Raw genomic sequence first — 18,882 nt, 5'->3', positions numbered from 1 at the left:
GGCCACGTAACCTGGTGCGGTGAGTAACAGTGAGCCCGGTGCTCTTCTAGGTGCCGCCGACATCCGCGAGCTGGCCGCAGCGCTCGGCGTACGCCCGACCAAGCAGCGCGGCCAGAATTTCGTCATCGACGCCAACACCGTCCGCCGTATCGTCCGCACCGCGGAAGTCGGCCCGAAGGACGTGGTCGTCGAGGTCGGGCCGGGGCTCGGCTCACTGACCCTGGCCCTCCTGGACACCGCGGACAGCGTCGTCGCGGTCGAGATCGACGACACCCTCGCGGCGGCCCTGCCGGCGACCATCGGGGCCAGGCTCCCCGCGAAGGCCGCTTCCTTCGCGCTCGTGCACAGCGACGCCATGCTCGTCACCGAGCTGCCGGGCCCCGCCCCGACCGCGCTGGTCGCCAACCTGCCGTACAACGTCGCCGTGCCGGTCCTGCTGCACATGCTCGACACCTTCCCCACCATCGAGCGCACGCTCGTGATGGTGCAGGCCGAGGTCGCCGACCGCCTCGCCGCCGCGCCGGGCTCGAAGGTGTACGGAGTGCCGTCCGTGAAGGCGAACTGGTACGCCGACGTGAAGCGCGCCGGTTCCATCGGACGCAACGTCTTCTGGCCCGCCCCGAACGTCGACTCGGGCCTCGTCTCGCTCGTACGGCGCGCCGAGCCGGTGAAGACCACCGCGTCGAAGAAGGAAGTCTTCGCCGTCGTCGACGCGGCCTTCGCCCAGCGCCGCAAGACCCTGCGCGCCGCGCTCGCCGGCTGGGCGGGCTCGGCGGCGGCCGCGGAGGCGGCCCTCGTCGCCGCCGGGGTCTCGCCGCAGGCACGCGGCGAGGCGCTGACCGTGGAGGAGTTCGCCCGGATCGCCGAGAACAAGGGAGCCGGCGCGTGAGCCACAGCGTGACCGTACGGGTCCCCGCCAAGGTCAACGTCCAGCTCGCGGTGGGTGCCGCCCGCGCGGACGGTTTCCATGACCTGGCCAACGTCTTCCTCGCCGTCGGGCTCTACGACGAAGTCACCGTGACCCCCGCCGAGCAGCTGCGGGTGACCTGCTCGGGGCCCGACGCCGGGCAGGTACCCCTCGACCGCACGAACCTGGCGGCGCGGGCCGCGGAACTCCTCGCCGCGCGCCACGGACGTACGGACGCCGTGCACATCCACATCGCCAAGGACATCCCCGTCGCGGGCGGCATGGCCGGCGGCAGTGCGGACGGCGCGGGTGCGCTCCTGGCGTGCGATGTCCTGTGGGGGACCCGGGCCTCGCGCGACGAACTCCTCGACATCTGCGCCGAGTTGGGCAGCGACGTGCCGTTCAGCCTGGTCGGCGGCGCGGCCCTGGGCACGGGGCGCGGCGAGAAGCTGGAGATCCTGGAGGTCGGCGGCGACTTCCACTGGGTGTTCGCGGTGGCCGACGGCGGCCTCTCCACGCCCGCGGTCTACCGCGAGTTCGACCGCCTGACCCCCGATGCGCCCGCCCCGCAGGCGTCCCCCGCGCTGCTCGACGCCCTGCGCAAGGGCGACGCCGAGGCGCTCGCGGGTGCCGTCACCAACGACCTCCAGCCCGCGGCCCTCTCGCTGTTCCCCTCGCTCGCCGACACCCTCGCCGCCGGTACGCAGGCGGGCGCCCTGGCCGCGCTGGTCTCCGGCTCCGGGCCGACGACGGCGTTCCTGGCCGCGGACGCCGTATCCGCGCGCCGGGTCGCCGATGCGCTGACGGCCTCCGGCACCTGCCGCACGGCCCGGGTCGCACACTCGCCCGCGCCGGGCGCGACGGTGCTCTAGACGTACGGATACTCAGGCGCCGATCTGAGTACGTACGCGCTGACGCGGGCCCTGCGGCGAGCGCCACCGTACGTACATGGGATCAAGCGTTCGCGAACTGGCCGAGAAGACGCCCACCGGGCGCGACCGGTACATCGACCTGCTGCGGGTCGCCTCGCTCGGCACGGTCGTCGTCGGGCACTGGCTGATGGCGGCGGTGACCGTCGGGGACGACGGCGCCGCCGAGGCCGGCAATCTCCTCGCCGTCGTGCCCGGCCTGCAACCGCTCACCTGGGTGCTCCAGATCATGCCGGTATTCTTCTTCGTCGGCGGCTTCTCGCACGCCCTGTCGTACCGCTCCCTCAGCAGGAAGGCCCCCGGCGGCTCCGTCTACTCGGAGTTCCTGCGGGCGCGCCTCCAGCGGCTGCTCCGGCCCACGATGATATTCATCGGGGTGTGGGGAGCGGCGGCCCTCCTTGTCCAACTGCTCGGCCGCGGCGGGGCGTTGCTGGACGTGACGCTCCGGCTCGTCGCCCAGCCGCTGTGGTTCATCGGCATCTACCTGGCGATGGTGGCGTTCACGCCGCCGCTGCTGCGGCTGCACGAGCGCTACGGGTGGGGCGCCTTCGGCGGTCTCGTCCTGGCCGCGGGGGCGGTGGACACGGCGCGCTTCGCCTTCGAAGTGCCGTACGTCGAGTTCCTGAACTTCGCCTTCGTGTGGCTCGCCGTGCATCAGCTCGGCTTCCTGCGGGCGGACGGCAGGCTGCGGGCGCACGGCTTCCCCCTGCCCGCGGTCATGGCGGCGGCGGGGCTCGCGGGCGCCGCGGCCCTGGTGGCCCTCGGCCCCTATCCGCTCTCGATGGTCGGCATGCCCGGCGAGCGCGTCTCGAACATGGCCCCGCCCACCTTCGCCCTGCTCTGCCACGGAATGTGGCTGGTGGGAGCGGTGGAGCTGCTGCGGGGGCCCGCCGTGCGGTGGCTGGCGCGACCCCGGGTGTGGCGGGGCGTGGTGGCGGCGAACGGGGTCTCGATGACGGCGTTCCTGTGGCACCTGACGGCGATGCTCGGGGTGTACGGGACGCTGATCGCCGCCGACGTACCGCTGCCGGAGCCCGCTTCGGCGGCGTGGTGGGCGCAGGTCCCGCCGCGGATGGCGGCCGCGGCGCTGCTCACCGCGCTGCTCGTGGCCGCCTTCCGCCGCTTCGAACGTCCCTCGCAGGCGAAGGAATTGCTCGCCGAGCCGGGCCCCGTCTCGGGACCCGCCGCCGCGCTCGGCGTCGCCCTGTGCCTGTTCGGGGTGCTCGGCCTCTCCATGGTCGGCTTCGGCGGGCTGCTCGAAGGGCGTACGGCGACGGTGGTGGCCGTGCACATGACGGCGCCGGTGGCGGTGGGGATGGCCCTGGCGGGGTGGCTGCTCGTGGAGCGGGCGGGGCGGCGCTCCGCGGGCTGATCGGCTCCGCTACGGCCGCCGGGCCGGTTGTCGTCGCCTCCGACTACGCTGGAGGTCGATCGATCCCCTTCCCTGGAGCGTTAATGGCCGTCAACCTGGTCAATGTCGAGGCAGTCAGCAAGGTGTACGGCACCCGTGCCCTGCTCGACGGTGTCTCCCTCGGCGTGTCCGAGGGAGACCGGATCGGCGTCGTGGGGCGCAACGGCGACGGCAAGACGACCCTCATCCGGATGCTCGCCAAGCTGGAGGAGGCCGACTCCGGGCGGGTCACGCACAACGGCGGTCTCGTGCTCGGCGTGCTGACCCAGCACGACTCCCTCGACCCGGCGGCGACCGTGCGGCACGAGGTCATCGGTGACCTCGCCGATCACGAGTGGGCGGGCAACGCCAAGATCCGCGACGTGCTCACCGGCCTGTTCGGCGGGCTCGACATGCCGGGCTTCCCGCAGGGGCTCGACACCGTCATCGGGCCGCTCTCCGGCGGTGAGCGCCGCCGTATCGCGCTCGCGAAGCTGCTCATCGGCGAGCCCGACCTGATCGTGCTCGACGAGCCGACCAACCACCTGGACGTCGAGGGCATCGCCTGGCTCGCCGAGCACCTGCGCACCCGGCGCTCTGCGCTCGTCTGCGTCACGCACGACCGCTGGTTCCTCGACCAGGTGTGCACGCGCATGTGGGACGTACAGGCAGGTGCCGTCTTCGAGTACGAGGGCGGGTATTCCGACTACGTCTTCGCGCGTGCCGAGCGCGAGCGCATCGCGGCCACCGAGGAGACCAAGCGCAAGAACCTGATGCGCAAGGAGCTCGCCTGGCTGCGGCGCGGCGCCCCCGCCCGCACCAGCAAGCCGCGGTACCGCATCGAGGCCGCGAACGAACTCATCGCCGACGAGCCGCCGCCCCGCGACACCAGCGAGCTGATGAAGTTCGCGACGACCCGGCTCGGCAAGACCGTCTTCGATCTGGAGGACGTGACCGTCCAGGCCGGGCCCAAGGTCCTCCTCAAGCATCTGACCTGGCAGCTGGGCCCCGGCGACCGCATCGGCCTGGTGGGCGTCAACGGCGCGGGCAAGACCTCGCTGCTGCGGGCGATGGCGCAGGCGCAGCGCTCGGACGGCGACGTGCAGCCCGAGGCGGGGCGCGTGGTGGTCGGCAAGACCGTCAAGCTCGCCTATCTCTCGCAGGAAGTGGCCGAACTCTCCCCGACGCTGCGGGTGTTGCAGGCCGTGCAGCAGGTGCGCGAGCGGGTGGACCTCGGCAAGGGCCGGGAGATGACCGCGGGCCAGCTCTGCGAGACGTTCGGCTTCAACAAGGAGAAGCAGTGGACGCCCGTCGGCGATCTCTCCGGCGGCGAGCGGCGGCGGCTCCAGCTCCTGCGGCTCCTCATGGACGAGCCGAACGTCCTCTTCCTCGACGAGCCGACGAACGACCTCGACATCGAGACGCTGACGCAGCTCGAAGACGTCCTCGACGGCTGGCCCGGCTCGATGGTCGTGATCTCCCACGACCGGTTCTTCCTGGAGCGCACCACCGACAAGGTCTTCGCGCTGCTCGGCGACGCCACGATGCGGATGCTGCCGCGCGGCATCGACGAGTATCTGGAGCGGCGCAAGCGGATGGAGGCCGCGGGCGCCCCGGCGGCCCCCCTCGCCGAGTCCGCCGCGCCGGCCGCCGCACCGCAGAAGCCGGCGGTCTCCTCCGCCGACGCCCGCGCCGCGAAGAAGGAACTCCAGAAGATCGAGCGGCAGCTGGACAAGATGTCGACGAAGGAAACGTGGCTCCACGCCCAAATCGCCGATAACGCCACCGACTTCGAAAAGGTGGCCAAACTGGACGCCGAGCTGCGCGAACTCGTGAGCGAGCGGGACGAGTTGGAGATGCGCTGGCTGGAGCTTGCGGAGAGCGCGTAGAGGTCTCGTAACGGACACATCACGGGCCGGTCCTCCCTTGGGAACAGGGGACGGACCGGTCAGTTGTGCTAGGCGGACAGGGTGATAGAAAGGTCCGCCTGAGCACCACTTGGCGTGCCGAAAATCAGTGAAGGGGGAAGCGCTGATGTCTCAGCCGCCCAACCAGCCGCCGTCCGGCGGTTTCGGAGCTCCGCAGGATCCGCAGCAGGGAGCGCCGCAGCCACCGGGCCAGCCGCCGCAGCCGCCGGCCCAACCGCCGCAGGCCCCGGCCCAGCCGCCGCAGGCTCCGCAGACCCCGCCGTCCGGGGCCCCGCAGACTCCGCCCGCGCCGCAGCCGGGTTACGGATACCCGCAGACTCCGCCCGCAACCCAGCCGGGTTACGGCTACCCGCAGTCCGGACCGTACAACCAGCCCGGGCCGTACAACCAGCCCACCCAGCCCGGTCAGCCGGCCCCCTACGGCCAGCCCACGCAGCCGGGCCCTTACGCCGCCCAGCCGCAGTACGGCTATCCGCAGCAGCAGTACCCCGGCGGCCCCGGCGCGCCCGGCACCCCGCCCTCCGGCGGTGGCAGCAAGAACCCCTTCAAGGGCAAGCCCGGCCTGATCGTGGCGGCCGTGGCCGCCGCGGCGCTGGTCATCGGCGGTGTGGCCTGGGCGGTCGTCGGCGGTGACGACGACCCCGGCAAGAAGAAGCCCGTCGCCGGAAAGAGCGACGACCCCAAGGCCAGCGGCTCCGCCCCGGTCAATCCGGGCGACGGAGACGGCGACGGCGACAAGGGCGCGGAGGACCTCAACGCGGGCCGCCAGCCCGGCGAGTCGAAGGTGCTCTGGTACAAGGAGGCACCCAAGGTGCCCGGCTCCGGCGCCGACGCCAAGGGCATGTGGATCCACAAGGACATCGCGGTGAAGGCGGCGTTCAAGGAGATCACCGGCTACAAGGTCAAGACGGGCGACCAGGCCTGGCCGACGATCAAGTTCCCGCAGAAGATCTGTGGCACGACCCCGCAGATCTCGAAGGACAACGAGATCGTCGTCGCGTACAAGGACGGCCAGAAGGACGACGCCAAGTGCAACCAGATCCAGGTCGTCGACCTCGATGACGGAAGCAAGGGCTGGGTCAAGCCGGTGAAGGAGGAGGGGCTCTTCGACATGTCCCTCAGCACCGACCTCTCCCTCACGGGTGACACGCTGATGGTCGGCCGCTCCCAGTCCGGCACGGCACTGCGCCTGAGCGACGGCAAGGAGCTCTTCGTCGCCGACAAGAAGGACCCGGGGACCTGCTTCCCCAGCGGCTTCGCCGGCGGCAAGAAGATGCTCGTCGCCTACTCGTGCGGTGCGAGCTCGCCCAGCGAGCACGACGAGTTGCAGCAGATCGACCCGAAGACCGGCGACGCCGTGTGGACGAAGAAGTTCCCCAAGGGCTGGAAGATCGGGCGGATCTACTCCGAGAGCCCGACGATCGTGTACCTCACCAATGAGGACAAGAAGCAGTGGAACATCACCACGCTGAAGCCCAACAGCAGCGACACCCGCTCCGAGGTCGCCGTCGACGAGAAGTTCGCGCCCGAGTGTGACGGCTCGTCGTTCCTCGGCGGCAGCCTCCAGGGCTGCCTGGGCGCGACGACCGACGACAAGAACCTCTATCTGCCGACCGACGCGACGTCCGGCCCCAACGAGGTCGTGGCGATCAGCCTCGCCACCGGCAAGGAGGCCTGGCGCACGAAGTCGCCGGCTGATGAATCGATGCTGCCGATCAAGGTCGACGGCGATGCGCTCATCGGATACGTCAACCCCTCGTACGACTCCGGCGGCCAGGTCGTCTCGATCCCGCTGTCGGGCTCGCACAAGCCGAAGACGCTCCTGAAGAACCCCTCGGGGACCTCGGAGATCGAGAGCGGCTTCTACTCCAAGACGATCGACTACGTGGACGGTCGTTTCTACATCTCCACCACGCGGCTCTCGGGCAGCGCAAAGGGCCAGGAGAAGCTGATGCTGGCCTACGGCAAGTGACTTCTCCGTCGGGCAAGTCGCCCTCTTCGTCGCTCAGTTCAACTCTCGTCCCCAAGGAATCGACGTCATGACCCAGCCGCCCCAGCCGCCCAACGAGCCCCCGCAGGGCGGGTTCGGCGCTCCCCAGGACCCCCCGCCGGGCGGGTTCGGCAAGGCTCCCGAGCCGAACAACCCGTCGTACGGCTACCCGCAGACGCCGCCCCAGACCCCGCCCCAGACGCCGCCGGCCCAGCCGCCGACGCAGCCGGCGGGCCAGCCCCAGGTCGCCCCGCCGCCGCAGACGCCGCCTCCGCCGCCGCAGGGCCAGCCGCAGGGCTACGGATACCCGGGCCAGCCCCAGGGCCAGCCGCAGGGTTACGGCTACCCCGGCCAGCCGACCCAGCCGTACGGCCAGCAGGCCCCGTACGGCCAGCAGCCTCCCTACGGCGCTTACCAGCAGCCGAGCACGATGCCGATGGCCCCGCAGGCCGGTGCGCCCGCGGCGGGCGGCGGCTCGAAGCTCAGCGGCCAGATGAAGATCATCATCGGTGCGGTCGTCGCGATCGCCCTGATCGTCGGCGGCGGTGTCTTCTACGCCTCGACCTCGGGCAAGGACGACACCGAGGCGAGCTCCGAGGGCTCGACCGGCGGCGGCAAGGGCGGCGAGGAGAAGAAGGGCGGCGACGAGCAGGGCCCGAGCGGCCCCGGCTCGGAGAAGGTGCCGACCAACACCAGCGCCACCGTCTCCATGCAGATCCCGCAGCCCGAGGTGCCCAAGGACGACGTCTGGAGCATCAAGGGCTCCTGGCTCACCGATGACGTCTACGCCAAGGCGGGCGTCAACGAGATCGTCGGCTACAACCCCGCCGACGGCAAGGAACTGTGGACCCTGCCGCTCGCGGGCCAGACCTGCGCGGGCTCGCGCGAGGTCACCAAGGACGGCGTCGTCGCGGTCGCCTACGAAGAGGCCAAGCGGACCAAGAAGGGCGACCACCAGACCTGCTCGCAGATCTCCGCGGTCGACCTGAAGGACGGCCGCAAGCTCTGGACGAAGAGCATCGACGAGGGCAGCTCGAAGGCCCGCGTCGAAGAGCTCACCATCAGCGGCAACACCGTCGCGGTCGGTTCCAGCGCAGGCGGCGCCGCCTTCGACATCGCGAACAAGGGCAAGCTCCTGTGGGAGCCCACCGTGGGCGACGAGTGCCAGGACGAGGGCTACGCCGGCGGCGAGCAGCTCGTCGTCGTCCAGAAGTGCGGTGACTACGGCGACGAGAAGCTCAAGATCCAGCTTCTCGACCCCAAGACCGGCGACGACAAGTGGACCTACCCGGTGACGCCGGGCGTCGACAACGCCAAGATCATCTCGACCCGTCCCGTCGTCTTCGGCCAGGACACCCAGGAGATCACCGCGAGCGGCGTCACGGACGCGTTCTCGCTGGACGACAAGGGGAAGCTGCGCGCCAAGATCTCGCTGCCCGACGGCAAGTACGACCACGACTGCGAGGTCAACGTCGTCTACGCCTGCAGCTCGCTGGCCGTCGGCAACGACAAGCTCTACGTCCCGACCCGTCAGCACAAGGGCGGCGGCGACGGCTACAGCCAGACCAACGAGATCATTTCCTTCTCGCTGGCCACCGGCAAGACCACGGGTGACCGCGCCGACGCGGGCGAGAACGGCGAGATGTTCCCGATCCGCATGGACGGCGGCAACATCCTGGCGTACAAGGACGCCGGTTACGACAAGGGCGCCCAGGTCGTCTCCCTCAACGGCAAGACGATGAAGGAGACCAAGCTCCTGGAGACCCCCGCCGCCGAGTCGGTCGGCAGCGCGATCAGCAGCATGGTGCCGAAATCGAACGAGCTTCTTTACGGGAACGGCAGGCTGTATCTCGGCAAGGAGCTGATCAGCAAGCCGTACTCGAAGGACGAGAAGGAGTACACGGCCCTGGGATTTGTCGCCCAGTAACCCGTGTGAACTGCGCGTACGCGCCGACGGCCCCGTTCCCGAAAGGGAGCGGGGCCGTTTCGTTCATCCCGTTCGCCCTTCCGTACGTATGTACTGGCGGGCGCTTTCCGATGGTCGGGATTTCGGCATTCCAGGCCGCTTCTCACCGGTAGGGGGCGCGCGACGTCGAACAAGCGTGTAGCTTCCGGGGCATGAGTGGGTGCGGGGCCGGGGGGCCCTCGATCCGTGGGGGATCCGTGGGTATAACTGGGGGGTTGCTCGATGGGTGTGCGGCTCATGGTGGTCGACGACCACCGACTGCTCGCCGAGGCGCTCGCCTCGGCCTTGAAACTGCGCGGGCACCGGGTGCTCGCCGCGGCCGCCCCCGCGGCCGGGGCGGCGGAGCTGGTCATCAGCCGGGCCCCCGAGGTCTGCCTGCTCGGCACGGCGACGCCCGCGGAGCCCGGCATGTTCGATCCGGTCGTGAAGATCAAGCGGGAGCGCCCGCAGGTCGCCGTGGTGGTGCTCGGCCCGGTGCCGAGCCCGCGCGGCATCGCCGCGGCCTTCGCCGCCGGGGCCTCCGGCTACGTACGCCATGACGAGCGCATAGAGGGTGTCGAGCGCGCCATCATGAAGGCGCGAGCGGGCGAGGCGGCCGTCGCCCCGCAGTTGCTCCAGGGTGCGTTCAGCGAGCTGCTCAATCCGGCCGCGCAGCCCGACGACGAGGGGCAGCGGCTGCTTCAGATGCTCACGCCGCGCGAGGTCGAGGTCCTGGTGCGGGTCGCGGACGGCGAGGACACCCGGCTGATCGCCGCGGGTATGGGCATAGCGCCCAGCACGGCGCGCACGCACGTGCAGCGCGTCCTGATGAAACTGGGCGTCGGCTCCCGTCTTGAGGCCGCGGCGCTCGCCGCGCGGACGGGGCTGCTCGACCGCGCGGAGCGGCCCGTGGCTGCCTTCGCGAACGACGTGGAGACGCCTGCGGGGCCCGAGTCACCTGCACGGTGAACGCGGGCCCCGCAGGGGGGTGTTACTCGCCTTCCGGGTCCTCGGTGGGCGGCGGGGTGGGCCGCAGCCACAGCCAGCCGAGGAAGAAGAGGCCGAGCGCCAGCATGGCCAGGCCCGTCCACAGGTTGATGTTGATGTCCTCGGCCTTGTTCAGGTCGGCGTCGGACGGGGAGATTCCGGCGATCGTCACGATGATTCCGTAGACGACGAACAGACCGCCGATGATCCGCCGGATGTCGAAGAGGCGAGCCGCCGTGGCGGACTTGCGCTCCAGCTCGGAGACTTCGTTGTGCAGTTCAGACATGTTCTTCCAGACCTCCGATCGGACTCAGAACGAGTAGGGGACGTAGCAGAGCGCGGCGAGCACGATGGCGCCCCAGCCGAGCAGCGCCGGCTTGCGGTACCAGGCGTCGTCGCCCTCGGCGGGCGGCTCCTCCAGGCCCGGTGAGGCCGTTCCGTAGACCAGACCGGCCAGTTCGTTCTCCGGCTTGGGCGCGGTGAAGAGCGTGACCGCGACCATCACCACGGCACCGGCGACGAAGCCGACGATCGCCGAGACGAAGTTGGCGCCCTGGTCGGTCGGGATGTCGATGACGCCCTGCTTGTAGATGTAGAAGTAGTTGATCATCGCGGCGCCGGTGCCCGCGACCAGGCCCCACACGCCGGACTTCATCGAGGCGCGCTTCCAGAACATGCCGATGATGAAGACCACGAACATCGGGACGTTGAAGAAGGAGAACAGCGTCTGGAGGTAGCCCATGATGTTCGAGAACGACGAGGCGATGAAGGCCGTTCCGATGGAGGCGAGGACGCCGATCGCGGTGATCAGGCGGCCGAACTTGAGGTAGTAGCCGTCCTCGCGGTCCTTGACCACGTACTTCGCCCAGATGTCGTACGTGAAGACGGTGTTGAAGGACGACACGTTCGCCGCCATGCCCGCCATGAACGCCGCGAGCAGACCGGTCACCGCGATGCCGAGCACGCCGTTGGGCAGCAACTCCTGCATCAGGTACGGGATCGCGTCGTTGTAGGTGAGGTCCGAGCCCGCCGTGCCGATCTTCGGGACGAGGACGGCGGCGACCAGGCCGGGGATCATCACCAGGAAGACGATGAAGATCTTCGGGAAGGCGGCGATGAGCGGGGTGCGCTGGGCCGCGGAGAGGTTCTTCGCGGACAGGGCGCGCTGCACCTCGGCGAAGTTGGTCGTCCAGTAGCCGAAGGAGAGCACGAAGCCGAGGCCGAGGATGATCGTCAGCCAGTTCGCGCCCAGCGGGTTGGCGTCACCGATGCCGGTGCCGCCCCAGGCGGTCATGAAGTCACCGCCGTGCGACTTCTCCAGGGAGCCGGAGAGACCGTCCCAGCCGCCGACCTTCTTCAGGCCGATGACGCAGATCGGGATGAGGGCCGCCAGGATCACGAAGAACTGGAGGACTTCGTTGTAGATCGCCGAGGAGAGCCCGCCGATCGTGATGTACGCCAGGACGAAGAAGCCGGCGACCACGATCGCCACCCACTGCGGCCAGCCCAGGAGCGCTTCGACGACGATCGACAGGGCGTAGAGGTTCACGCCCGCGATGAGGATCGCGGCGAAGGCGAAGAGCGCCGAGCTGAGCAGGTGCGCCGACTTGTCGAAGCGCTGGAGCAGGTACTCGGGGACCGAGCGGACCTTGCTGCGGTAGTAGAACGGCATCATCACGAGGCCGAGGAAGACCATCGCGGGGATGGCGCCGATCCAGTACCAGTGGACGACCGCGACGCCGTACTGCGCGCCGGTCGCGGCCATGCCCAGGATCTCGGTGGCGCCGAGGTTGGCGGCGACGAACGCGAGACCGGTGACCCAGGCGGGCAGCGAACGGCCCGAGAGGAAGAAGTCGAGGCTGGTCTTCACGGAGCGCCGGGCGGCGAAGCCGATGCCCAGGACGACGGCGAAGTAGATCGCGAGGATCGCGTAGTCGAGGCCGTTGGTGGGCAGCCGAAGCCCCTCGGCCAGGGTCTGTGTGGGGGACTGCATGGGGAACTCGCTTCGTTGCGCGAACTGATCAGACCGGAACCTACGCTTCTCGCTTCAATAACTGAAGACTTCTTTTGGTGTTCTTTGTTTGATTGTGATCGAGCCGGTTCCCGCACGTGTCGTGTCACGCGTCCTGACGCGCCTCGCGCACGGCATTGACGATGCTGTTGCCTTGTGGTTTGTTATGTTCGGTTATGTTGGGTGTGGGTGTTGGTGAGGAGCCCCGGACGTGAAGAAGACCTCGACCCGTCTCGCAGACGGTCGTGAGCTCATCTACTACGACTCGCGCGACGACGCCGTGCGCGACGCCGTCGACCGAAGGCCCCTCGATCCCATCTCCACCACCTCGGAGATCCGCCGGGACCCGCTCCTGGGCGACGCGGTGGCCATCGCCTCGCACCGCCAGGGCCGCACCTACCACCCGCCGGCCGACGAGTGCCCCCTGTGCCCCTCCGCGGGCGAGCGGCTGAGCGAGGTCCCCGACTCCTCGTACGACGTGGTGGTCTTCGAGAACCGCTTCCCCTCGCTGGCCGGGGACGCCGGGCGGTGCGAGGTCGTCTGCTTCACCTCCGACCACGACGCGTCCTTCGCCGACCTCACCGAGGATCAGGCCGGACTGGTGCTCGACGCGTGGACGGACAGGACGGCCGAGCTCTCGCACCTGCCCTCCGTCGAGCAGGTGTTCTGCTTCGAGAACCGCGGCGCCGAGATCGGCGTGACCCTGGGCCACCCGCACGGCCAGATCTACGCCTACCCCTTCGTCACCCCGCGTACGTCCCTGATGCTCAGGTCGCTCGCCGCGCACAAGGAGGCGACGGGCCGCAATCTCTTCGACGACGTCGTGGCGGAGGAGTCGGCGGGCGAGCGCGTGGTCCTGGAGGCCGAGCACTGGGTGGCCTTCGTCCCCTACTCCGCGCACTGGCCCTACGAGGTGCACCTCTACCCCAAGCGCCGCGTCGCGGACCTGCTCGGGCTCGACGAAGCGGCACGCACAGAATTCCCCAAGGTCTATCTGGAACTGTTGAGGCGCTTCGACCGGATCTTCGGTGACGGTGGAACCGGGGGCGAGCCGCTCACGCCGTACATCGCGGCGTGGCACCAGGCTCCCTTCGGCGCGCTCGACGAGCACGAAGGGGTCAATCGGGACGACTACGCGCTCCACCTCGAGCTTTTCACCATTCGCCGCACTTCGGGCAAGCTGAAGTTCCTCGCGGGTTCCGAATCCGGCATGAGTGTGTTCATCAACGACGTGCCGCCGGAAGCCGCGGCCCAGCGACTGCGAGAGGTAGCGAGTTCATGAGCCGTAAATACCTGGTCACCGGCGGGGCGGGCTATGTGGGAAGCGTGGTGGCCCAGCATCTGATCGAGGCCGGGCACGAGGTGACGGTCCTCGACAACCTCTCCACCGGGTTCCGCGAGGGCGTCCCGGCCGGCGCCGCGTTCATCGAGGGCGACATCCGCGATGCCGCCAAGTGGCTGGACTCCTCCTACGACGCCGTGTTGCATTTCGCCGCCTTCTCGCAGGTCGGCGAGTCCGTCGTGAAGCCCGAGAAGTACTGGGACAACAACGTCGGCGGCACGATGGCGCTGCTCGGCGCGATGCGCGACGCCGACGTGCGCAAGCTCGTCTTCTCCTCCACGGCGGCGACGTACGGCGAGCCGGTCAGCAGCCCCATCACCGAGACCGACCCCACCGCCCCGACCTCTCCGTACGGCGCCTCCAAGCTCGCCGTCGACCACATGATCACCGGCGAGGCCGCGGCCCACGGCCTGGGTGCGGTCTCCCTTCGCTACTTCAACGTGGCGGGCGCCTACGGCGAGTACGGCGAGCGCCACGACCCCGAGTCGCACCTGATCCCGCTCGTCCTCCAGGTCGCACAGGGCAAGCGCGAGGCGATCAGCGTCTTCGGCGACGACTACCCGACCCCGGACGGCACGTGCGTGCGCGACTACATCCACGTCGCGGACCTCGCGCAGGCGCACCTCCTCGCCGTCGAGGCGGCCACCTCCGGCGAGCACCTGATCTGCAACCTCGGCAACGGAAACGGTTTCTCCGTGCGCGAGGTCATCGAGACCGTCCGCCAGGTCACCGGGCACCCGATCCCGGAGGTCACGGCCCCGCGCCGCGGCGGCGACCCGGCGGTCCTCGTCGCGTCGGCGGCCACCGCGCGGGAGCGGCTCGGCTGGAATCCGTCCCGCGCGGACCTCGCGGGCATCGTCGCCGACGCATGGGCGTTCGCCCAGCGCTGAGCAGGGGTTGAAGGGGAAAACTGATGGACGTAGCGGGCCAGTTCACCGAGCTGTACGGGTACGAGCCGGACGGGGTCTGGTCGGCTCCCGGCCGGGTCAACCTGATCGGTGAGTACACGGACTTCAACGAGGGCTTCGTGATGCCGCTCGCCCTGCCGCACACCGCGGTGGCGGCGGTGGCCCGCCGCTCCGACGGCATCCTGCGGCTCCACTCGGCGGACATCGACGCCCCGGTCGCCGAACTGCGCGTCGACGACCTCACCCCCCTTTCGAAATACGGGCAGGGCGGCTGGGCCGCCTACCCGGCGGGCGTGGTGTGGGCGCTGCGGGACGCGGGCCACGAGGTCTCCGGCGGCGCGGACATCCACCTCGCGTCGACCGTGCCGACCGGGGCGGGCCTCTCCTCGTCGGCGGCCCTCGAGGTCGTCACGGCCTTCGCCCTGAACGACCTGTACGAACTCGGCCTCGACGCAGCCCGGTTGGCGGTCCTGTCCCAGCGCGCCGAGAACGCCTTCGTCGGCGTGCCGTGCGGCGTGATGGACCAGATGGCATCCGCGTGCGCCACCGAAGGCCACGCCCTGCACCTGGACTGCCGTGACCTGACGACCCGGCAGGTCCCCTTCGACCTCGCCGCACAGGGCCTGCAACTGCTCGTCGTCGACACCCGCGTCAAGCACGAACTGGGCGACGGGGCGTACGCCGAGCGGCGGGCGGGCTGCGAGGAGGGCGCGCGCATCCTCGGCGTATCCCACCTGCGGGACGTCCCGTACGCGGAACTCCCCGCCGCCCTCGCCAAGTTGGCGGACGCCGACGAGAAGATCAGCCGCTACGTACGCCACATCGTCTCGGACGACCACCGGGTGGAGCAGGTCATCGGCCTGCTCGACGCGGGCGACGTCCGCGCGATCGGCCCCGTCCTGACCGCGGGGCACGCGTCGCTGCGGGACGATCTGCGCATCTCCTGCGAGGAGTTGGACCTGGTGGTGGCCACCGCGAACGCGGCGGGCGCGATCGGCTCCCGGATGACGGGCGGCGGCTTCGGCGGCTCGGTGATCGTCCTGGTGGAGGAGGTCGACGCGGAGCCGGTGACGAAGTCGGTCCTGGAGGCGTTCACCGCTGCGGGCTACACGGCCCCGCGGGTCTTCCCCGCGGTGCCTTCGGCGGGGGCGCGGCGCCTGGCGTGAACCGGCCCGGCCGCGATCAGGCCAGTCTCTTCGTCAGGGTGAACTCCTTGGCGCCCGGAGGGTAGTCCGGGATGACCGAAACCACCTCGTAGCCCTGGTCGCGGTAGAAGCCGGGCGCCTGGAAGTCCCAGGTCTCCACGCGGGAGTTGAGACAGTTCCGGTCATCCCTGGCGATGCGTTCCGCCTCCGCGAGCAGTCGTCCGCCCAGGCCCGCGCCCTGGTGGGCCTCGCTGACCCAGAGATGGTTCACGTGGAGCCAGCGGCCCCAGGTGTGCCCTGCGAGGCCGCCCACCAGACCCCCCGTGCGCTCCAACAGCCATACGGCCAGCGGTGATTCGCGGTCCTGCGGGGTGCCGCGCAGGGAGCGGATCACCGGCGATGCCGCAGCGTTGGACGCCTGGAGGCCGGCGAGAAGAAGAGCGGACCGCTCCTTGTCGACTCCTGTCTCAATACGAAACATACGGCTCACCATAAACGCGCTGGCCAGTCAGTTCTGTAAATTACCTTCCGCTCCTGCCGTGCGGCCCTACTCTGAGTGGCAGTGCCGGTGGGGGCCGGCACTGATCAGGGGGCGAGACAGTCGGGTACGACGCCCGGCGATGGGGGTAGCAGTTACAGCGCGGCGGCGGCCGGGCGACTGCGGCGACCCCCGTCCCGGGTGTCGTACCCGTACCGTACGCGTCCTCCGACGATGGGGTATCCCCTGCTCTTCGAGGAGAGCCTGGGGGAGGGGGTTTCAGTGGTTCGTATCCGAGTCCTGGTCGTCGACGACCATCGCATCTTCGCCGAGTCGCTCGCGGCGGCACTGGCGGCGGAGCCCGACGTCGACGTGTCCGCGGCGGGCAGCGGCCCGGCCGCACTGCGCTGCCTGGAGCGGGCGATAGCCGAGGGGCGCAGATACGACGTGCTGCTCGTCGACGCCGACCTGGGCGCGTCCGCGAGCGCCGTGCAGGGCGTCAGGCCCGCGCCTTCCGTGCAGGAGGGCAACGCCGACGGCCTGGTGGACGGCATTTCCCTGGTGGCCGGGGTCCGTTCGGGCCAGCCCATGGTCCGCACGGTCGTGCTCGCCGAGAAGGACGACCCGCGCCGGGCCGCCCTCGCGTTGCAGGCCGGTGCCTCCGGCTGGGTCGCCAAGGACTGCTCGCTGTCCCGGCTCCTTACGGTCATACGGGGCGTGCTGCGGGAGGAGACCCATCTGCCGCCCGCGCTGCTCACCGGCGTCCTGCGCGAGCTGACCGCGGCCCGCAAGCACCGCACGGAATCCGAGCGCCTGGTGGAGTCCCTGACCCCGCGCGAGCGCGAGGTGCTGCGCTGCATGGTGGCGGGCCTCGGCCGGAAGGCGGTGGCCGAGCGGCTGTTCCTCTCCCCGCACACCGTGCGTACGCACATGCAGAACGTCCTTGGAAAGCTGGGCGTCCACTCCACGCTCGCGGCCGTCGCCCTTGCCCGCAGGGCCGGGGTCGGTCCGGTCGACCTAGCCGGGGATGTTGTCGAACGGGGCGGTCAACTGGCGTAGCAACGCCGCCAGTTCGCCGCGCTGTCCGCGTGACAGCTCGGCGAGGATCGCCCGCTCCTGCTTGAGGAGGCCGGCGAGGGCCTGGTCCGCGCGGTCCCGGCCCTCGCCGGTCAGCCGCACGAGCACGCCCCGCCGGTCGCTGGGATCCGGCAGCCGCTCGACGAGTCCCTTCTTCGCGAGCCGGTCGATGCGGTTGGTCATCGTGCCGGACGTCACCAGGGTCTGGGTGAGGAGCTGTCCGGGGGAGAGCTGGTACGGCGAGCCCGCGCGCCGCAGCGACGTCAGCACGTCGAACTCCCACGGCTCCAGATTGTGCTCCGAGAACGCGAGCCGACGGGCCCTGTCGAGATGCCGCGCGAGCCTGCTGACGCGACTGAGCACCTCGAGTGGTTCCACGTCGAGGTCGGGGCGCTCCCGGCGCCATGCTGCGACCAGACGGTCGACCTCGTCCTCCATGACGATCAGTGTAGGGGGTCTGTCGACATGAAGTCTCTTGACGTCAAGATACTTCGGGGTCGAGGATGGTCGGGCGGCGTCCGGACGGCGCTGTCGTACCGCGTTTCGAGGAGGTCCCTCTCCATGACTGCCGCCCCCACTCCCACCTGGGACCCCGGCCAGTACCTGCGTCACTCCGGCCACCGGGCCCGCCCCTTCGTGGACCTCCTGGCCCGCGTTCCCGAACTCCCCGCCGCGAAGGGGCGCCCGCCGCGCATCGCGGACCTGGGCTGCGGCCCCGGCAACGTCACCCGGCTCCTGGCCGAGCGCTGGCCCGCCGCGCACATCACCGGCTTCGACAACTCCGGGGAGATGCTGGAGCAGGCCGGGCGCCTCGCGGGGCCCACCTCCGGCGGCGGGCGCCTGGACTTCGCCGCGGCGGACGCGTCGCAATGGGCGCCGCCGGCCGGGACGTACGACCTGATCCTGTCCAACGCGACGCTCCAGTGGGTGCCGGGCCACGCGGACTCCTTCCCCGCCTGGGTGGCGGCGCTGGCTCCCGGCGGGACGTTCGCCTTCCAGGTGCCCGGCAACTTCGACGCCCCCAGCCACGTCCTGATGCGGGAGCTGAGCGAGTCCGAGCGGTGGCGGGACCGGCTCGGCGGGCGGCTGCGGCACGCGGACGCGGTGCTCTCGCCCGCGGCCTATCTGGAGCGGCTTGTCGCTGCGGGTTGCGAGGTGGATGCGTGGGAGACGACGTACCTCCATCTCCTGGAGGGGGAGGACCCGGTACTCGACTGGGTCAAGGGCACGGGCCTGCGGCCGGTCCTGACGGCCCTCGCGGACGACGAGGCGGCGCGGGAGGCGTTCCTGTGCGAGTACCGGGAGCTGCTGCGCAAGGCGTACCCCGCGACCGCCGCCGGAACGGTCTTCCCCTTCCGCCGGGTGTTCGCCGTGGCACGCAGGGCGGGCTGAGCCCGTGCTGACCGGCATCGACCACGTCCAGCTGGCCGCGCCGCCGGGCAGCGAGCCGCGGCTGCGGGCCTTCTACTGCGGGGTGCTCGGCATGACGGAGATCCCCAAGCCGGGCGAGCTCGCCGCGCGGGGCGGGTGCTGGTTCGCGACGGGTGCCGTACAGCTGCACCTGGGCATCGAGGCGGACTTCCGCCCCGCGAGGAAGGCGCACCCGGGCCTGCGGGTCCGGGACATCTCCGCGTACGCGGACCGCCTGACCTCCCGGGGCACCCCCGTGACCTGGGACGACGCCCTGCCGGGACACCGCCGCTTCTACGCGGACGACCCGGTGGGCAACCGCCTGGAGTTCCTCGAACCGCAGGCAGCCGCTAGCTGTATTGATCACGAGCGTTGTTAACACCGTCCGGGCTTGATCATGGCGAAGACCTCCGGTGTGGTGGAGCTGTCTAGGAC

At 70.4% G+C, this 18,882-nt stretch carries 17 protein-coding genes; 13 read left to right on the top strand and 4 right to left on the bottom strand.

Annotation, left to right across the window (positions count from 1 at the left end):
• Positions 1 to 19 precede the first annotated feature (19 nt).
• The 7 genes from rsmA to ACQKIP_RS02495 all read left to right on the top strand — a co-directional run bounded on the left by rsmA (position 20) and on the right by ACQKIP_RS02495 (position 10,058).
• Positions 20 to 889, top strand: coding sequence for a 16S rRNA (adenine(1518)-N(6)/adenine(1519)-N(6))-dimethyltransferase RsmA (gene rsmA / locus ACQKIP_RS02525; RefSeq protein WP_365866329.1), 870 nt, complete (start codon positions 20 to 22; stop codon positions 887 to 889).
• Positions 886 to 1,779, top strand: coding sequence for a 4-(cytidine 5'-diphospho)-2-C-methyl-D-erythritol kinase (locus tag ACQKIP_RS02520; RefSeq protein WP_365866328.1), 894 nt, complete (start codon positions 886 to 888; stop codon positions 1,777 to 1,779). Before rsmA ends, ACQKIP_RS02520 begins: the two co-directional genes overlap by 4 nt.
• Before the next feature lie 76 nt (positions 1,780 to 1,855).
• Positions 1,856 to 3,208, top strand: a complete 1,353-nt coding sequence (locus tag ACQKIP_RS02515; protein WP_365866326.1) for an acyltransferase family protein — start codon at positions 1,856 to 1,858, stop codon at positions 3,206 to 3,208.
• A gap of 83 nt (positions 3,209 to 3,291) precedes the next feature.
• On the top strand, positions 3,292 to 5,115 hold the full coding sequence (locus ACQKIP_RS02510; protein ID WP_365866324.1) for an ABC-F family ATP-binding cassette domain-containing protein: 1,824 nt from the start codon (positions 3,292 to 3,294) through the stop codon (positions 5,113 to 5,115).
• Between the two features lie 145 nt (positions 5,116 to 5,260).
• Positions 5,261 to 7,126 (top strand): PQQ-binding-like beta-propeller repeat protein, encoded by a 1,866-nt coding sequence (locus ACQKIP_RS02505; protein WP_365866322.1) that lies wholly within the window; start codon positions 5,261 to 5,263, stop codon positions 7,124 to 7,126.
• A 67-nt stretch (positions 7,127 to 7,193) separates the two neighbouring features.
• Entirely contained in the window at positions 7,194 to 9,071 is a 1,878-nt protein-coding gene (locus tag ACQKIP_RS02500; protein WP_365866321.1) for a PQQ-binding-like beta-propeller repeat protein, read from the top strand.
• Positions 9,072 to 9,332: 261 nt separating this feature from the next.
• Positions 9,333 to 10,058: a helix-turn-helix transcriptional regulator gene (locus tag ACQKIP_RS02495; RefSeq protein ID WP_365866319.1), complete on the top strand. Its 726-nt coding sequence runs from the start codon at positions 9,333 to 9,335 to the stop codon at positions 10,056 to 10,058.
• 22 nt (positions 10,059 to 10,080) lie between these two features.
• Here the strand turns inward: ACQKIP_RS02495 and ACQKIP_RS02490 are convergent, their stop codons facing one another.
• Complete coding sequence (locus ACQKIP_RS02490; RefSeq protein ID WP_365866317.1) at positions 10,081 to 10,362, bottom strand: hypothetical protein; 282 nt, start codon at positions 10,360 to 10,362, stop codon at positions 10,081 to 10,083.
• Between the two features lie 24 nt (positions 10,363 to 10,386).
• Positions 10,387 to 12,069 carry a sodium:solute symporter family protein gene (locus ACQKIP_RS02485; protein WP_361195262.1) on the bottom strand — a complete coding sequence of 561 codons (1,683 nt, stop codon included), beginning with the start codon at positions 12,067 to 12,069 and terminating at the stop codon, positions 10,387 to 10,389.
• A 229-nt stretch (positions 12,070 to 12,298) separates the two neighbouring features.
• On the opposite strand from ACQKIP_RS02485, the gene galT reads away from it, so the two are divergent.
• The 3 genes from galT to galK are packed head-to-tail and all read left to right on the top strand — an operon-like array spanning position 12,299 to position 15,503.
• Complete coding sequence (gene galT / locus ACQKIP_RS02480) at positions 12,299 to 13,369, top strand: galactose-1-phosphate uridylyltransferase (protein WP_365866315.1); 1,071 nt, start codon at positions 12,299 to 12,301, stop codon at positions 13,367 to 13,369.
• Positions 13,366 to 14,319, top strand: coding sequence for a UDP-glucose 4-epimerase GalE (gene galE, locus ACQKIP_RS02475; RefSeq protein ID WP_365866314.1), 954 nt, complete (start codon positions 13,366 to 13,368; stop codon positions 14,317 to 14,319). The genes galT and galE overlap by 4 nt, the downstream gene beginning before the upstream one ends.
• A 23-nt stretch (positions 14,320 to 14,342) precedes the next feature.
• On the top strand, positions 14,343 to 15,503 hold the full coding sequence (gene galK, locus ACQKIP_RS02470; protein WP_365866312.1) for a galactokinase: 1,161 nt from the start codon (positions 14,343 to 14,345) through the stop codon (positions 15,501 to 15,503).
• 16 nt (positions 15,504 to 15,519) lie between these two features.
• Here galK and ACQKIP_RS02465 read toward each other — a convergent pair whose 3' ends face one another.
• The gene (locus ACQKIP_RS02465) at positions 15,520 to 15,963 is read right to left on the bottom strand and encodes a GNAT family N-acetyltransferase (RefSeq protein WP_365866310.1); all 444 of its coding nucleotides are present in this window, start codon (positions 15,961 to 15,963) and stop codon (positions 15,520 to 15,522) included.
• Positions 15,964 to 16,242: 279 nt separating this feature from the next.
• Here ACQKIP_RS02465 and ACQKIP_RS02460 point away from each other — a divergent pair, with 279 nt between their 5' ends.
• Complete coding sequence (locus ACQKIP_RS02460; RefSeq protein WP_160505515.1) at positions 16,243 to 17,019, top strand: LuxR C-terminal-related transcriptional regulator; 777 nt, start codon at positions 16,243 to 16,245, stop codon at positions 17,017 to 17,019.
• On the opposite strand, the gene tamR is transcribed toward ACQKIP_RS02460, so the two are convergent.
• Entirely contained in the window at positions 16,978 to 17,475 is a 498-nt protein-coding gene (gene tamR / locus ACQKIP_RS02455) for a MarR family transcriptional regulator TamR (protein WP_365866309.1), read from the bottom strand. The two genes, ACQKIP_RS02460 and tamR, sit on opposite strands and share 42 nt — an antisense overlap.
• Positions 17,476 to 17,598: 123 nt before the next feature.
• Here tamR and ACQKIP_RS02450 point away from each other — a divergent pair, with 123 nt between their 5' ends.
• Positions 17,599 to 18,429 carry a trans-aconitate 2-methyltransferase gene (locus tag ACQKIP_RS02450; protein WP_365866306.1) on the top strand — a complete coding sequence of 277 codons (831 nt, stop codon included), beginning with the start codon at positions 17,599 to 17,601 and terminating at the stop codon, positions 18,427 to 18,429.
• A gap of 4 nt (positions 18,430 to 18,433) precedes the next feature.
• Positions 18,434 to 18,826 carry a VOC family protein gene (locus tag ACQKIP_RS02445; protein ID WP_365866304.1) on the top strand — a complete coding sequence of 131 codons (393 nt, stop codon included), beginning with the start codon at positions 18,434 to 18,436 and terminating at the stop codon, positions 18,824 to 18,826.
• Positions 18,827 to 18,882 lie beyond the last annotated feature (56 nt).

Origin of the sequence: Streptomyces sp. NPDC059900 (assembly GCF_050270335.1) — a bacterium.
Lineage (GTDB): Bacteria > Actinomycetota > Actinomycetes > Streptomycetales > Streptomycetaceae > Streptomyces.
Note: the sequence above shows the minus strand (reverse complement) of the source record. Positions and strands in the feature narration are given on the sequence as shown.